Origin of the sequence: Allofrancisella heilbronnii, assembly GCF_000710735.2 — a bacterium.
Classification (GTDB): Bacteria; Pseudomonadota; Gammaproteobacteria; order Francisellales; family Francisellaceae; genus Francisella; species Francisella frigidaquae.
This window is the reverse complement of record NZ_CP144673.1, coordinates 369,412-385,716: the sequence shown is the minus strand read 5'-3', so window position 1 is coordinate 385,716 and position 16,305 is coordinate 369,412. Positions and strand designations below refer to the sequence as shown.

The following is a 16,305-nucleotide window of genomic DNA, read 5'->3' as shown; positions in this document are numbered from 1 at the left end:
CTAAAACTTACTTACCAAGAGCTGCTGCAAGCTAAATTTAGAGCTCTAAGGTTAAAAATACACATCCCCTAAAAAGTTAATAACATGGTTGATTTTACGATAAGCATTAATTTTATTGAGATCGGTCAAATGAAACCAAGGTGACAAAGTGTATTAGTTTTATATAAAGTTAGCTTAATTATACAAATTTTTGTAATAGTAGGATTTTTGTGTAGTAATAATTCCTTATGGTTACCCTATCTTTATTATTTAAATCTTGTCATAAAAAGCCAGCCTTAAATGTCTCCTACTTTAAATCAACAACCCTTTCCAACTAATTCCATCACTCAACATTTAAACAAATAATTAATCATAAAATCTTTTTATTTAAAATATAAAAAATTATACTTAATATTAAAATACACTTGAACAAAAATATAAAAAAGTATATTATTATATAATCATAAAGTTAGTATTAATGCACATATAAATTTAAGAAACAAAAGGAGTATAATATAAATCATGTCAGTTAATGAAACTATACCTAAATCTCGTGTCAATATCACTTATGATATGGAAGTTAGTGGTACAAAGAAGGCTAAAGAATTGCCACTTAAGCAATTAGTTATTGGGGATTTTTCTCAAGGCTCTTCAAAAGAGAAATCTCTAGAACTAGCAAATCGTAAAGTATATGAAATAGAAAGTAATAATCTAGATTCTGTTATGCAAGAAATGGGTATACAACTTGATATTAATGTTGAAAACCATGTTGAACCTGCTAGTGGTGTACTAAATGTAAAGATCCCTCTAAAGTCTATGAAGTCTTTTAACCCAAACAGTATAGCTCAAAACATACCTGAACTTTCAAAATTACTGAAAGTAAAAGAACTTCTAAAAGAATATATTTCCCTAATTGATAACAACAGAAAATTTAGAAATCTAGTGAATAATTTATCAGCTAGCCCAGAATCCCTAGAAAGCTTAATAAAACAGTTAAAGCTAGACGATAATAGTGGCTATCGTATAGAAAGTTCTCCAGAAAACAAAGAGGTGTAAATATTATATGAGTGAAATAAAAGAGAAACTGGCATCTTGTAGTGATATTTTACAGGCGGCAAACTTGGAGCCTAAAGAAAATTTCGAAATAGTCAATTACGGAAGCATTGATACTATTGAACCAACAAATTATGAAGGCAGAATGCTATCGGCATTAGCTTTTTTGCTATCTAATTCAAAAGACTCTATAAATAAGGTATCTGCTCAAGATTTAATGGATAAAATAGATAATGTTATATGCTCCCAAGTCCAGGAAGTCTTACAAGATGATACTTTCAGAAAGTTGGAAGAAAGTTGGCGCAGTATTTATGAATTAGCAAGTTCTATAGATAATAATAAAACTAAATTAGCTATTCTAGATGTGGATAAAGAAGAATTAGCTGAAGATTTTGAAATGAACGCAGCTGATATATTAAGTAGCGATCTTTTCCAAAAAACATATGTTCACGAGTATGACCAATATGGTGGAGAGCCTTTTGGTTCTATAATAGGACTTTATGAATTTGATAAGACTCAAGAGGATATTGAATGGCTTATGACCATGGGTAAAATAGCTGAGGCTTCCCATGCTCCTTTTATAGCTGCAATCTCCCCTAATTTCTTTGGTGGTGAAGATTATAACTCTCTTTCTGAAATAAAAGATATAGATAGTATGATGGCTCATCCACGCTTTGGCAGATGGAACGCTTTTAGAAAGACTAAGTCAGCAGGTTACATTGGCCTGACACTGCCTAATTTTATGCTAAGAGCCCCATACCACCCGGATACAAACCCAGTGGGTAAAGGAGTCATCTCTAACTTTAAAGAAAGTGTAGATATTTCTAAACCTTATGAAAGTTGTCTATGGGGTAATGCAGCTGTTTTATTCGCTAAGAACTTATATAGATCATTTACAGTAACTGGGTGGTGCCAATCTATTTGTGGGCCTACTAGTGGTGGATTAGTAGAAGGTCTACCTATATATAATTATAACAGTCATGATGCTAATGCTTATGTTTTACCTACTAATTATTTGATTCCAGATCATAAAGAGTATGGTTTAGCTAAAGCAGGATTTATACCTTTGGTTTATGAGAAAAAGACTGCTAATGCTTGCTTTTTTAGTGCTCAATCACTTAAGTTGGCAGAGGAGTTTGAAAATGATAATGATTCAGAAAATAGCCAAATGGTAACCAAGTTACCTTATACATTCTCTATGTCAAAAATAGCACACTATGTTAAATGTATGACAAGGGATGTTATAGGGTCAGAAGCTGATGAAACCGTGGTTAAAAATAGTATAACGTCATGGTTAAATCAGTATGTAACCACAGCACCAAATCCTAATTCTTTAACTAAATCCTACTATCCATTTAAAAAAGTAGATGTAGGAGTAGAAAGGAATAGGGGGATGGCGGGTCACTACAAGTGTCATATTGAAGTTTTACCACATATCAAATTTGAAGGTATGGAAGTAACAATGAAAATAGATACGCGTTTAGATTCGTAAAAAATAATAATTAAATCAAACAAAACTTAGAGGAACAAAAATGAAACCTACAGAATGTGTAAAATACGATAGATCAGGTTTAGATATAAACAGCTATTTTGGGTGTGCAGAAAGCGAGATGTTTATTAAAAATGAATCCCCTTTACTATTGATTGAAAAGGGAGGACTTGAAGTAAAATCTGGCAGCTTAAAAGTAACTATAGAAGATATAGCAGGTATATATAATAGAGAAAAAGATGATGGCTCAACAAAAGCTATTGCTGGTGCTATATTAGGGCTTAGAGCAAGACGCAATCCAGGTGAAGTTTATGATTTAAACATATGTTTATCATCAAAAACTAAGATTGAAAAAAAGCAAGGTAGTTCAGACTCCCTAACTATCACTATAAAATCAGGAAAATTGAATAAAGAGCAAATAACGCTTGAAAACAATAATGGAACTGTATGGGCGAGCGTATTTGATGTGAAAACTGACTTTGAAATAATAGTATCAGCTGATGACTACTATGTTGAGAGTGCATCACATCCTGGACTACAAATACTTCGTATCAATTATGGACGTATAAAAGGTGTGACTCAGCTTAGTATCCCAGCAACGAATGAAGAAAACTCTGTTCAAGTTATAGAAATGGGTGATCCAACAGTAAGCAGGTAAATAACATGTCATTAATACACTGGCAAATAGGTCAGTATTTATCACCTGAACACTTCTCTTGTCAACAAGATGGAGTTTTAGGTTTAAACACTGACATTTCTTTAAAACTTCTTAATTATAATGATGGGTTGTTTGATATAGCTTTAGATATGGAACAATTCATTTATAATATCGTTGATTTAAAAAGCCTTATCCTAGTACTTCCTGAGTTTAAGCCGGTAGTACTAGGACATAACGCTAGAGTAGAAAAATATAATCTAATAAAGAAAAGTAACAATAATCACGTATCACTACATTTAAACATTAGCAAAGAAAAAATTATTGAAAATGTAAAAGTTAATGGTACCAATATTAAATTAGAATATTTAAGCATCTATTTTTCAGAATCATTTGATAACGAGGCTAAATTTTCGTTTAAAATAATGGACCTAGAGTTTGCTGAAGATACACATAAGTGGGAAGTAAAACAAGGTTTTTTCCCTAGGCTTATAGCTTTACCATACATGTACAGTAAAGAGATATTAACCCGTATGAGCGTTTGTATTAATGAAATTAATTCTTTTATTAATATAGAGGTTTCCAAAACTAATAATTTTTGGCGCTATGCTCATTTATATCTAAAGCTTTCAGAGATAGATAATTGGCTTAAGTCTAGTATTAACATAGAAGATCAACCCCCTATTTTATTTAAAGATATAATAAAACATATTCAAGGGTTATCTTCGATAGCATTTATCCTTAAAGGGCAAAACCCTAATTTGTTTATTCCAAACGGTTTAGATATTTATAATACACTTGAAGCTCTTAAAGAATTACAATTTCAAATAAGGAAACTTAATCTAATAGAGCATAAAATTTGTCCTCTTGAATATAGAGAAGGTATATATAGAAGTAAAATTTTACCAGCTAACTTCTTTGAATCTAATAATAAATATATAGTCATTGAAAGTAGCCAAAATCTAGATTCCTTAGACCTCTCTCTAATGAAAGTTTTCGCGCCTTCTGAAATTAGAGATATTGTTATAAACTCTATAAACGGTGTTGAAGTAGATAGTGTTGAAGACAACATTTCACAAAAAATATTCCCTGAAGCAAAGAAAACTTTACTTATAAAGCCTTATGGAGATAGGTGGAATGCAATACTCCATGACAAGTTAATATGCATAAAAAGCTTTCAAGAAAAAAATAATACTTTTGATAGGGTATATATAGCGTATGATTAGAAAAGAATTAAATATAAATATTTTAAACTTATTATCAAAAGCCAGTGAGGCTGAAGAAGTAGCCTATATTGCTCTACCAGATGAGTTTGAACAGGCATATATTTGTATTAGTGAAGAAGACTATTTAGCTGCGCAAGATATATGTATAAATATCATAAATAAAGGCTGTATAGATGCAAAAATAATTTGTTATCTAGTTTTTTGTATGTGGTTTAATAGTCAAGATGTTAATGAATACAGTTTAATCTTAGAAGAGCTGTACCAAATTTATTTATTTTTAACAGAGCTCATCAACCAAAAAAAAATAAAACCAAGATATTGTAAGTCTGCTACAAAATGGCTATATAACATGTTGTGCATGCATGCAGATTTTCTAAAATCTAAAGAAACTTTTTTACCCGAAGATAAAGCGTCCATAATAGCCGCAATAAAAGTATTTATTGATCAGACTAGTAAATTAGAGTTAGATGAGCAAGAACATTTTGCCTTATTGAATAAGTTTATGCAAAAATGGCAGGAAATAAAAACAAAACAACTAAATGATGATCTTAATGATATAGACATCTCTAATAACCAAAATCAACAATGCAATGTTCAAGTCAAATCAACTTTAACTACTGATCAATTAGTAGATTTGACAAACTCGGACGTTAAAAATGAACTTCAAGGTAGCTACGAATGGAATAAGCTTTTAAATGAAATCAAACAATTTGATAATTTCATTATTAACGATAATTTCCTTCCTGCTGCTATATTACAGAAAAAAATACAGTCTAAAATAGAAAGTTTTGACCCTTTGGTATACTTCCCTAACTTTTTTAATTCTTATTTAAATTCCAAATTAAAAGGTTTTGAAAAAATTGTAGAAACATCTACTCTACAAAACCATTACCTTTGGAGTTTATTAGATAATTTATATGAGGTAGATAGAATAAGTTTCTCTAAATTAGACTTCGAACAGTATATAAATATTATGATGAAAGAAAATATCGCTAGTAGTTATCCAGAGGATGAACACGATAGGTTAGATAATGCTGAACACCGCTACAATCGTGGTATGAGCCAGCATGATGATGATTTTAATAATGATGATTTTTAACTTTTAAAGGCATATATGAGTACAGCAATACCTAAATATTTAGAAGCCTCTATATTCAGTCTACAAGATGATAGATCTATAGATAATGATAGCGAGAAAAAGATAATTGCCTCAGATATAAAATCTTTTGATATCTGTTTTGACATGTATGGTTTTCGTGGTGAAATAACGTTCCAGTTACCATATAACAGAAGTAAAGAACCTTTATGGGATAAGCTTATAGAGGAAGATTTTTTTGCTATCAAGCTTAAATATTATCAGGAAATAATAAAAGATAATAAATACGAAATAGATGAAAAATTCCAATGGCAAATAATAGGTTATACTGACACCTCAGAACGTGGTCACTGTCAACTAGTTGAAAAATTCGAAGCAAATTCAAGTTATTTAGAAATCTCTGTAAAATTCACAGATTCTATCAAAGCTTTTTTTAATAACCATTATATACAAAAAATTTTTTTCCAAAGAAGCTATCAGCAAATTTTTAAAGATACATTAAAAGATTTTTCTAAGATTTTTGAACTAAAACTTGAAGGCCAACTGCCATCTGAAATAAAAGAAAGCAGGCCATGGTTAGCAGTAAATTGTGAAAAAAGTTGTCAATGGTCATTTTATAAATATATGATGAACACTTTCCAATATTATCATTTACAGCCGTATTATGTTTATAACAATGAAGACAACGAAGAATACAAAGTTAAAAGCCTAGATGAGTTTAAACAAGATTTTGATAATAAAGATGCTTACAAAATAGATAGATTTTATATCGATAATATCTATTTTAATAAAAATTCTAGCAATCTAGCTTGTTACACTATCAATAATTCTTTTTGGGATAAAAATAAACAGTCTACAAATTCGAAAGAGTTAAAATTAGAAAAAACAAAAGATTCTCCAATAAAAGCTCAAGAAAGTTACCAGTATGGAAATGGAAAAGATTTTGATGCATTTGTCAAAAAATATGAGAAAAACATTGAGCTGGATTCAAAAAATGGGAAGTCGTACGAGCTTTATTTCAAGTCTCACCTAGCGGAAATTAACTTTTTACCCATGAACATCATAAGCTTAAAAGATGGCAATAAAGATGAAAACAAAGTTATAGATGAATATCAGTACCCTAATTTCTTTATTACGATAACACATCTTAAATATGTTAATTTGCAGGTAAAAAATAAAAATGTTTATATCGAAAATCATAATAAGAGTTTAGGTAAAGATGATAATAATCTTCATAAAGATTACTTTCAGCTAAAAGGCGACTTTTCTATAAACATAGAAGCACAAAATAAAAAAGATATCTCCAGATACTATCCAGTATTTAAAAAGGAAAATCCAACAATAAAAAGTTATGGCGAAATTTTTGGTACTGATGACGATAAGAAATTAGATTATTTTTTAGGCGTAGAAAGTAAAGATGAAATTAAGGAAAGTAAAGTCAATGATTCTTTAGTGAAAAGTTTTGGTATGAATACAATGTCTCCATTAACGGTAACAAGCTTATATTATCTAGTGTCTATACCTGAAAACCTAAGTCCTGGGACAAAAGAAAAACAACGCAAAATTTCTGTACCGTTTTCTTTTAGTAACAGTTATGGATTTATGCCACTGAAAAATAAAACCCCTGTTAGACTTAACATATTCCAAGAACACTCAAATATAGAGAGTGTGGTTTGGATGCCTATGACAGAAAATAAAAACTTTGAAACCACTGATAAAGAAAGCAAAAATACTATATTTATGGGTATGGATGATAAAAGTTATACGAAAATGGAGCATTTATCCTATGAAGAAAAAGATAAATCTAAATTTTCTATCGAATCAAAAAACAACAAAATCAAAACGAACCTAAATTTTGACGCTAAAAGTTTTAATATAACTATTTCTAGCACAGAAAAAAATAAGTAAAGAGGATAATATGAAAGCGCTACTCTGTTTGATTACTCTAGCAGTAATAATTATCGTTAGTTATAAATTAGTAAGAATTTGGTTAATGAAAGTATTTAAAAAATACACCTTAGGTAAATATAGAAAACTTATATTGTATATATTTAAAGTGAATGAATTAACCGCTATATATTCAGAATTTCGAAGAACACTACCTATAAAGTATAGAATATTTAGTTCTTTTAGGCTTAAAAAAAAGGTTATTGTAACTGAAACTATAACCTCTGAGAGAGGATTTGAACTCACCTTGATATCAAATAATATTGTGCTATCAATAAACCCTGACCAGTTTTTAGGTAGTAACCTCGACATAAAAGAAATTAGAGCGTTTTTTAAGTTTTTTTCAAAAGGTGTGTTAAATAGTATCATATATGAAGTCAATTTATCTAAACATCTTAGTGATACTGGTATAAACGAGAAAAAAATTAATAATATCGTACAAGTATTAACTATTTTAGCTAATCTCTTTAGGAATAAAATTTCTTTACAAATAGCTCTAATATATAGTAAAAAAATTCCTGGTGCAGTAGCTTGGGATAAATTACAAAAAGGCCTTTCTAGCTTCCCGTTTTGGCAAAAATTTTTACCGGATGAAGGATGGGCCGAATCGCTGCTAACTCAAGATCAGTTAAAGACTTTAGTAATGGATGAAGGATCTAATACCCAAGAAATTACTGAATTATACAAATTCTTGATGAGCTGTACAAAAGTTACTCCTTATTTACAAAAATTATACTCTGGTCTTGAGGAAAAAACAGCGCCTAAAGTTAAAGGTTTTTATTTGATTGAACAAGAAAATATTAACAGGTTTGTAGGATCAAATGATAATCTTGATGAAATTTATATGACTTCTAAAATTATTAAGTATGGTGGGTTAACGGCTCTAAGTTTAGGGATAGCAATATCCTTACCTATGGCTTATCAGTTAGAGAAACAAGAGCTTAAAGACAAGATACAGTATGGTTTTGAAACTCGCAGTTTAAAATTGAATAAATTTACTTCTGATTTATATTTTCATATTCTCAATGAAAGTTTTTCCGTAGCTGCAAAACCAACCCTTTATTTTAGAAATCATCAAAAAGATTATGACGAAATTTTTGATAATAGTCTTTATGAGAATTTCTTTAAACAACAAGAATATACAAAAGTTTCTGCTATCAATATGCTAGCATTAGCAAGTATTAAGGACTATAGAACATTATCTTTCTTAAGTAAAAATATCCCTATAAGTAGTAATTTTTGGGCAGACCTAACAGATCTTCCTTTGTCAGTTATAATATCTTCTAATATTTTAAATGAAAGATTCGGAGTAAAAACTGGTCAAGGTCTCTCATTAAGCGTTGACATGATTAATAGTAATAAAATAGCTTTAAATAAAGCTCAAATACTTGATGAAGCTGAAAAAAATATAAGTAATATTGCCCAGACTAACGATGCAGTTGTAAGTAAACTATATACAGATATATCAGAATTACTATTTTTAAATATTTTAGGTAGTAACTACGTGGTCAACGATTCTCTGGTAAAAAAAGATATTAGAAGTTTTGCAAAAACATTATTGCTGAATTCTAACCTTGTTTTAACTTCCCAACAGATAATAACCTTGAGTAATAAATTAGCTATCTTGAACTCTATAGTACTGTTACAAGAGTTACATAATTCACAAGATCTATATACATTTAATTACATATTAAAAGAATTTGCGAGCCAGACTAAATTTTTGGGTGAAGAAGATAAAGAATACTTGTTAGAACAAATTTTAGTAGCTATGGATAATTTAGGTACACTTGATATAGTACCCTATACTGATCCTTCAAAGATGTATTCTAAAAGGTACTACTTAAACGTGATTCTTCCTTTTTATAACGAATACACAGATACAATACAACTTTACGAAGGTAACAAGTTTAAGGAAACTCTAGAAGCTTTTTTAGTCAGATCAAAAAGTGCATATGAGTTAAAGTATTTAGTTTACAACTTAAATCGTATAAAAGACCAACTGGATATAGCTTCTTCATCAAATAAGGAAAGTATAGATAAATTATATAGCTTAGCTAAAACACAACTTTTAAACAATTTGCTCGAAGAAGTAAATAATAATTTATCCTTCTTTGCTAAAAACAATAAAACTATAAGCTCTTATATAATTAGTTTGAACGCCTTTGAAAAAACTTTAAATAAATATAAAGAGATCTTGGAACAAATGGGCGATATATTATCTAAACTTTTTTCAGATCCTAAATCGTATATAGAAAAACGTGATGAATTAGAAAAAGAAATTGACATAAAATTTGACAAATACATTTCTAGCCTTAGTTTAGATCCTAAAATATCTACGATAGTCAGGTTACCGATTAAACAGCTTCGAGAGGTGGCTAATTCACTTATATCTTTATACATAAATGAATATTGGACGATACATATATCTCCTATATACAACCATGTTTACTCTAAATTTCCTTTCAATGTGAATTCAACTGACGAAGCAACGACAACATATCTGACAGAAGTATTAGCTAAAGGTGGCGCTTACGATGGAGAAATCCACTTATTGAAAACTCAGTTTGCATTAAATGAGGATATTATTAGCTATTTGTATCCAAGCAATAAAAACCAACTTTTAGCGCTAGAAGAAATTAAAAATACATTATGGGATAAATCAGGTGTTATAAAACCTTTAAGCTTAACCGTTACCTCTGTTAATGGATTAGTCATAAATAGTCTAGATACAAACCCAGCAAAACCTCTAGCTTATATTGGCTTATTCTCTTATGACAACGAAGATATTTATAATATGGGAATAAATAATATAAAGAAAACGTTTAAAATCAACTGGTGGGAAACAGGTGTATGTAGTATTGAGATAGTAGATACAAACAATAACATGTTAAATTTTAAAACAAACTCTGGGAGTTGGTCTTGTTTTAAACTACTAAAGCAAGCTTCAAACAATAATGATGTATTTACGTGGAAATTTAAAGAAGGAAATGTCAGCTTTTATATTCCTTTAAATAGTTTCATGTTTAATCAATAAAATAGGAACCGGTATTTTTGTAAAAAAGGAAATAGAAAAACATATGAATAATAATATTGAAGTTGATAAAGTTGCAAATAGCATATTAACAAAACTATCAGAATGGAAAGAGAATGCTAACGCGAACTTTGTTAAATATGCTCACCAAATATATGCTTCTAAAATACAAAACAAATATAGTAGTTTACTAACACCCTGCCCTAAGGGGGTCTTTCTTAAGGTTACAGATATCGAATATAATAACGATTCTGAATATATTGACCTTTATCAAGAGCTTCAGGTTAATCGTCCAAACTGTCAGGGTTCTTTGTTTTCTATGTTAGATACTAGCTTGATGCCATTTGGTGTCCACCGAGTTCGAAAACTTTCTGATAACTCTATAAACCTAACTTTTAGTAATAATGATAAAACATTCACTTTAGCTAACCAGCGCTTAGTTTTTTGGATTCACTCAGATACTAGTAATATTAAGCGGAGCCTGCAAATATTTAATAATCTAAAGGAAAAAGCCAAGCTAACATACTACAGTGGCTCAGTTGAATCTTGCCTGGAAGTTAATTTAGAACTTGGTCACTCATATAAACAAAAAGTGAACATGGCTATTAAAAATAATATCTATGACCCTAGACTCCAATTTATAGTTAGTATTGATTTTAGCGCAATAAAAGAAATATCTTTTGAGAAATTAGACTTAGAACTAAAGTTTGATACACTAAGTATTCCTGAACATGAATTAATAAAATGTTTTCATACTAATTTAATTCCTATGATGAACCAAGCTGTAGTTAATATTAAGCCTTTTAAGCTAGATGGTAATGATGACATATATTGGCTAAGAACTGATTCTGAGTTAAAGTATCAAGCTTGTGAGTTACGAGGTTTATACTCAAATAATTATTTAATAAACCCCAGTGCGTATCGTATCGTGTATAACGATAACCAGATTGGAGTTGAGTTTAACCAGATAGAGGAGTATTTTAATACTAATATAACAGGCTCAATGTATATCGATTATAACCTAGATGATTCTTTGTATGCAACAGACACAAATTTAAGATGGTACGGGCATAACATTAATCGCTATAAAATTAATGCTATTAGCTCTATTCACAATCATTCTACTAGCGTGGATGAAATAAAAATACGGGCTCTCATCTCATTATTGAGTATCTCCGAGCTAACTAAGTGGACGGTTGATATGTGGAAACACTTATTGACATTTTTTGACAAATTTGCCTACATTAAAATAAACTACTTATTAAATAAAGTTGAAGTCAAAGGAAAGGAAATCGTATTGAATTTTATAACTGATGACGCGGTTATACAAAAATGGATAATATTTTATATACATCAGCTTAAACTTTTTATTAGTCACAATGTACCATATTTAGATACTAAATTAGAGGTGGGCTTTTAGAATGGAAATAAAAGAGATACCTCTTAGCTACCGTAGTTGTATAAAATTTTTGCAAGAAACTTATCCTGACTATCGCTTGGATTATAAGATAAATTGGGATATGGTTACTAGCAAATACATAATCTGTAAAGTAGAGTTATTAGATAATGAAATAATAGTTTATATAAATGCATCATTTTTTATCCACCAAACTACAGATATGTATGATTTATATAACAATATCGAATATATAGCTAGTCATGATAAGGAGTTTGAAAAAAAGCTTTGGACTATGTGGTTTGAATGTTTTAATTACTACATGTATCCATGTTTAACAGATCTTAATAAGTATTATTTAGATTCATCACTATTTTTCTCTTCTCTAGATTATAAAAAAAACTTATTAAGCTTAATAGAACATCAAATTATTCAACTATTTCCTAAAATATTAGTATCTGTTGATATCCATTACGAAAAAGCTACTCTTAATAAAACTTCTTTACTAACTAAAGCAAGCTTTATAGAAAATGTCCGCCTAGCTATAGATATAGAACCTAATTTGTATGTTTGTGGAGTAATTACTTTTTATTTGAAAGATCAAGAGGATGACTATAAAAATGATATAACGTTGTTAAAAGAGAAATTAATTGAAATGTCCCAATTTTCTGGATTAAAGTTTAATAATTTAATGTGCTTAATAGACTATGGACCATTACAATGTAGCATTAATAGTAAATTACAGAATTGCTATTTGGATGGTGGTAAATATTTGGAGAGAATAATATGATTTTTAAGAAAAAATGCCTACTATTGTTAACAATAATTTTGTTATGTTCGTGTGCAAAAGACATTACTGTTGAAATTGCAACAAATAAAAAAGTAAATAAAGGAGCTCCCTTTTTTGTTCTTATCAATAGAAATGATAATATTGCTGACTTCAAAAAAATTACTCCAGATAAGCTACAAAACCAAATTCTCGAAGATGCTTCTTTATATCTATCATATTTAGTAACACCAGGTGTTAAGAAAGATATTACACTTAAAGACCAAAGAGGTGACTTTAGTATATTTTTTATGCTACAAGATGCTGGTACCAAAGTAAATAATTGGAACTATTATATAAAAGATCCTATTGACAAATTTTATAAATTCACTCTAGACAACAATAAAATAACCTTAAATAAACAAAAGGAAGAAAATTATGTGGAAGACTTGTTTTTTTAACATTATTAATGCAGTTGATGATTTTGTGCCAGAAACACAAGGTACGTTTGATATATGTAGAAATACTATATTATCAAAAATCAATAAATTAGAATCAATATTCTTATCGGAGAATGATACTACTGATAATAGCTTTTGCCATTTAATAATTTTTGCTACTGTAGCTTATTGTGATGAATTATTAAGCTTGAAAGCTATTGAACATAACTTTAACTATAAACCAATGCAAGTTGAGTTATTTAATGTTGCTAATGCTGGTGATGTATTTTACGAATATGTTGATTCTATTTTGCAAAGAAAGAAAAATTTAGACTTTATATACCTAATTTACTATTTTTTATTAGAGCATGGATATAGAGGACGTTATGAACTTAATAACCCTAAAAGGTTAATGTATATTAGGCAGTTAGCTTTTTACATTAAACCAACAATAAAGGTTACAAAGTTTGCTTTTAATCAAGATACAAAAAAAAACCTGCTCTGGGCAAAAGTACCAAAGAATATTTTTGCGTTTTCTTCATTTATAGTGTTGATAGTAACTTTCTTTGTTACACAGTACATTTAATAACCCATATGAGGATGTAACCTATGTCAGATACTTTTAACCATACAATTGACGCAGATAAAGATAAAATTGAAATTTCTGGAGAAGCACACAGCCACACCCAAAAGATAACTTTGGATTTTAAGTCAAAGAAATTAACCTTAGAAAATAAAGAATTAAAGGTTTGTATCGATTCCGAAGAAGAATACATCACCCTCCATAATGGCGAATCTAGCATTAAAATAGAAAAAAATAAAATTACATGCAAGGCACCTACGTTTGAAATAGACTGTGATAGCTTTGCCATTAACTCGAAAGAAACCGAAATTAAAGCTAGTAAGAGTGTTGATATAAAATCACCTAAAGTAAATACAGGTTAGTTTTCACCAACGTTACAAATGATTTTTTATTCTATAACAATTTAATACAGGATTATTTTATGTTTGACATTAATAAGTCTAAAGCTACTATAGCTAAACTTGAAGAAGTTTATAATAAGTTACCTTCAGAGGTTGCTAAAACTATTGATTTAAATAAATTACTGGAAAAAGAAAAAACTTTCGTTGAGTATGATAATTTTCTTAGCAAAATTCCAACGGATAATCTGGAAGATATCTACCAAAAATTATCTGACCAAAAACTTACTTTTTTAGATGATGGATATACTGATGGCTTAATGGAATCTATAGAGACAGATCTACACAAGTTACTAACGTTAGCAGATGAAAACTTGAACCGTTCTCCCAATATAGAGCTAAAAGGAATATTTAACGAGATAGATTTTCAACAAATATCCAAAGAAGAGTTATATAAAATTAATTATAAAGCTTTAGGTAATGCCATCCAAGCTCATAGTGTCGATGTTGTAGCTCCTGGAGTTGCTATATTACAAAATATAATTAATAATTCAAACGCATTATTTAATATTACTACACCTCAAATTTTTCTAGACAACGAACTGTTTCAACCGGTTACCTCATACAACATTGAAATTAATAAACTAGGCTCTTATTTAGCCAAAAACTCTGCTAACCCTGATGTAGAAAACATAAAAAATAGTGCTCTTAATTCCTTACAGCATTTTGAACAGATAAAAAATAACCCTAACGTAAAAGGATATGCAGAGAAAAATGTAGAAGCTTATTATACTATATCAAATTTTAAAAATAATTTTAAAGGTAACGTAAATGAAGAGGTTAGTGTTGACAAAGTAAGTTCTTTAATTAATACATTAAACTCCCAAGTTGCAGATGTTAAGAATTTAAAAATAAATAGTAGCTTATTACTTAATCAAACTAATAGCGTCAATCCTGCTTTATTACAAAATTCCCTTACATCTTTAAATACTCTAAACAATATCAATCAAAAGTTAGATTTTTTAAGTACTGCAAATTGCTGTTCTGATTTTGAAAAACCAGAATTCCAGCTTGAAATAGCAAATGTTGATACAAGTTTTGAAGAATTTACTTCAAGCTTAGATAATATAAATCAACTTTCTGAAATCAACCCATTAGGAGAAGAGTTAGTCGATTTAAATAGTAAAGTTTCTGATATGCAGCAACTACTCGATACTCAAAATCTACAGAATATTGATATAAATGATATGGATATAAATGCTAATGTGTTAAATCAAATGGATGCCTTAAGTGGGGGCGTTCACTGTGCTTTTTGTGACTTAGACCATCCAAATATGAATTTAGATTTAGGTATGATACCAGATCTACCATCGTTTCTAACTCCAGATTTACAAGATTTATTACCAGAACTTACTCCAGACCTCTCAATGTTGACTGATAACTTAAATCTTCCTTATGATTTACCTGTTTTAGACCAACCAACCTTAGAGTTACCGTCTTTAGATTTGCCAGACTTACTTTTGGACTCAAAATTTAAATTAGCTTCGCTACTTAATGATTTTGGTTCATGTCCTAACTTATCACCCAAACTTTCAGGCTGGTTAAATAAACTAGATACGCCTATACCATCCATAGACAGCCAATTTGGTACAGCTAAGCTAGCTGTTAATTTACTCTCTCTTAATACAAGGGTTATGGATTTGTCATTAGCTTCACCTACGTTAGATATACCTACATTAGATAAGCCCAACTTAATGGCTTCTTCGGTTGCTATGCCTGCGTGTGTGATTGGTTTACTTGGTAGAAATCGTGGTACTACTTCTGGGTCAAAAGAATTATACGTAGTTTCTGGTGCTAAAGTTAAATGTTCTTTTGGGTCTTCTGAAATGCCTTTAAATGTACTCCCTACAGGTGTTTTTATAGAAAAATTGGCTCCCACATTACCTATTAACTTTATTCCTTACCTTAATATCCCATCATTTGGTACATGCAAAAATCCTATGCACCCAGTTGTGATGGCAACAGGTATGCCACAGCCTTGTATACCTATTGTTTCACCTTGGTTACAGTTAGCTCAAAAATCTCAAGTTAAAGGTTTGCCAGTTGTTAGAGCTAATAGTTGTTCTTATTGTATTTATACAAGCATGACTGGTAAAGTAACAATAAGTAACCCAGGACAGAAGAAAACCGTTGCAGAATAAAAACCAATATAAGTAGCCATCAAATTTATTTGTTCTTAAATAATAGCCAAAGTCTTAATCCCTTATACCTGTATTAAAATATTAAACGGCATCAAAAAAAGTTTG

At 29.6% G+C, this 16,305-nt stretch carries 13 protein-coding genes; all 13 read left to right on the top strand.

The window, feature by feature from the left end; all coding sequences use genetic code 11:
* The first annotated feature begins 501 nt into the window (after nucleotides 1-501).
* Genes tssB through FRA_RS01710 form a run of 13 tightly spaced genes read left to right on the top strand, consistent with a single transcriptional unit; the run spans nucleotide 502 to nucleotide 16,200 of the window.
* Complete coding sequence (tssB, locus tag FRA_RS01770) at nucleotides 502-1,035, top strand: type VI secretion system contractile sheath small subunit (RefSeq protein WP_051686801.1); 534 nt, start codon at nucleotides 502-504, stop codon at nucleotides 1,033-1,035.
* A gap of 7 nt (nucleotides 1,036-1,042) precedes the next feature.
* The gene (gene tssC, locus FRA_RS01765) at nucleotides 1,043-2,524 is read left to right on the top strand and encodes a type VI secretion system contractile sheath large subunit (protein ID WP_035721303.1); all 1,482 of its coding nucleotides are present in this window, start codon (nucleotides 1,043-1,045) and stop codon (nucleotides 2,522-2,524) included.
* Between the two features lie 40 nt (nucleotides 2,525-2,564).
* Nucleotides 2,565-3,179, top strand: a complete 615-nt coding sequence (locus FRA_RS01760; RefSeq protein ID WP_035721301.1) for a hypothetical protein — start codon at nucleotides 2,565-2,567, stop codon at nucleotides 3,177-3,179.
* A gap of 5 nt (nucleotides 3,180-3,184) precedes the next feature.
* A complete protein-coding gene (gene tssK, locus FRA_RS01755) occupies nucleotides 3,185-4,402 on the top strand; it encodes a type VI secretion system baseplate subunit TssK (protein WP_035721299.1) in 1,218 nt (405 codons plus the stop codon).
* Nucleotides 4,395-5,501 (top strand): type VI secretion system protein IglI family protein, encoded by a 1,107-nt coding sequence (locus tag FRA_RS01750; RefSeq protein WP_035721297.1) that lies wholly within the window; start codon nucleotides 4,395-4,397, stop codon nucleotides 5,499-5,501. The genes tssK and FRA_RS01750 overlap by 8 nt, the downstream gene beginning before the upstream one ends.
* Nucleotides 5,502-5,516: 15 nt before the next feature.
* The gene (locus FRA_RS01745; protein WP_035721296.1) at nucleotides 5,517-7,406 is read left to right on the top strand and encodes a hypothetical protein; all 1,890 of its coding nucleotides are present in this window, start codon (nucleotides 5,517-5,519) and stop codon (nucleotides 7,404-7,406) included.
* Nucleotides 7,407-7,416: 10 nt separating this feature from the next.
* Nucleotides 7,417-10,479: a hypothetical protein gene (locus tag FRA_RS01740; protein ID WP_035721294.1), complete on the top strand. Its 3,063-nt coding sequence runs from the start codon at nucleotides 7,417-7,419 to the stop codon at nucleotides 10,477-10,479.
* Nucleotides 10,480-10,522: 43 nt separating this feature from the next.
* A complete protein-coding gene (iglH, locus tag FRA_RS01735) occupies nucleotides 10,523-11,896 on the top strand; it encodes a type VI secretion system baseplate subunit TssF/IglH (protein WP_035721292.1) in 1,374 nt (457 codons plus the stop codon).
* 1 nt (nucleotide 11,897) lies between these two features.
* The gene (locus FRA_RS01730) at nucleotides 11,898-12,662 is read left to right on the top strand and encodes a hypothetical protein (RefSeq protein ID WP_035721290.1); all 765 of its coding nucleotides are present in this window, start codon (nucleotides 11,898-11,900) and stop codon (nucleotides 12,660-12,662) included.
* On the top strand, nucleotides 12,659-13,099 hold the full coding sequence (gene iglE, locus FRA_RS01725; protein ID WP_035721288.1) for a type VI secretion system lipoprotein IglE: 441 nt from the start codon (nucleotides 12,659-12,661) through the stop codon (nucleotides 13,097-13,099). The genes FRA_RS01730 and iglE overlap by 4 nt, the downstream gene beginning before the upstream one ends.
* On the top strand, nucleotides 13,077-13,664 hold the full coding sequence (locus tag FRA_RS01720; protein ID WP_035721286.1) for a DotU family type IV/VI secretion system protein: 588 nt from the start codon (nucleotides 13,077-13,079) through the stop codon (nucleotides 13,662-13,664). The genes iglE and FRA_RS01720 overlap by 23 nt, the downstream gene beginning before the upstream one ends.
* 23 nt (nucleotides 13,665-13,687) lie before the next feature.
* Nucleotides 13,688-14,023, top strand: coding sequence for a hypothetical protein (locus FRA_RS01715; RefSeq protein WP_035721284.1), 336 nt, complete (start codon nucleotides 13,688-13,690; stop codon nucleotides 14,021-14,023).
* Nucleotides 14,024-14,082: 59 nt separating this feature from the next.
* On the top strand, nucleotides 14,083-16,200 hold the full coding sequence (locus FRA_RS01710) for a DUF4280 domain-containing protein (RefSeq protein ID WP_051686800.1): 2,118 nt from the start codon (nucleotides 14,083-14,085) through the stop codon (nucleotides 16,198-16,200).
* The last annotated feature ends 105 nt before the right edge of the window (nucleotides 16,201-16,305 follow it).

What these genes read in the sequence shown, in the direction of transcription:
- tssB (WP_051686801.1), top strand. Translation starts at nt 502, where the DNA reads ATGTCAGTTAATGAAACTATACCTAAATCTCGTGTCAATATCACTTAT.
- tssC (WP_035721303.1), top strand. Translation starts at nt 1,043, where the DNA reads ATGAGTGAAATAAAAGAGAAACTGGCATCTTGTAGTGATATTTTACAG.
- FRA_RS01760 (WP_035721301.1), top strand. Translation starts at nt 2,565, where the DNA reads ATGAAACCTACAGAATGTGTAAAATACGATAGATCAGGTTTAGATATA.
- tssK (WP_035721299.1), top strand. Translation starts at nt 3,185, where the DNA reads ATGTCATTAATACACTGGCAAATAGGTCAGTATTTATCACCTGAACAC.
- FRA_RS01750 (WP_035721297.1), top strand. Translation starts at nt 4,395, where the DNA reads ATGATTAGAAAAGAATTAAATATAAATATTTTAAACTTATTATCAAAA.
- FRA_RS01745 (WP_035721296.1), top strand. Translation starts at nt 5,517, where the DNA reads ATGAGTACAGCAATACCTAAATATTTAGAAGCCTCTATATTCAGTCTA.
- FRA_RS01740 (WP_035721294.1), top strand. Translation starts at nt 7,417, where the DNA reads ATGAAAGCGCTACTCTGTTTGATTACTCTAGCAGTAATAATTATCGTT.
- iglH (WP_035721292.1), top strand. Translation starts at nt 10,523, where the DNA reads ATGAATAATAATATTGAAGTTGATAAAGTTGCAAATAGCATATTAACA.
- FRA_RS01730 (WP_035721290.1), top strand. Translation starts at nt 11,898, where the DNA reads ATGGAAATAAAAGAGATACCTCTTAGCTACCGTAGTTGTATAAAATTT.
- iglE (WP_035721288.1), top strand. Translation starts at nt 12,659, where the DNA reads ATGATTTTTAAGAAAAAATGCCTACTATTGTTAACAATAATTTTGTTA.
- FRA_RS01720 (WP_035721286.1), top strand. Translation starts at nt 13,077, where the DNA reads ATGTGGAAGACTTGTTTTTTTAACATTATTAATGCAGTTGATGATTTT.
- FRA_RS01715 (WP_035721284.1), top strand. Translation starts at nt 13,688, where the DNA reads ATGTCAGATACTTTTAACCATACAATTGACGCAGATAAAGATAAAATT.
- FRA_RS01710 (WP_051686800.1), top strand. Translation starts at nt 14,083, where the DNA reads ATGTTTGACATTAATAAGTCTAAAGCTACTATAGCTAAACTTGAAGAA.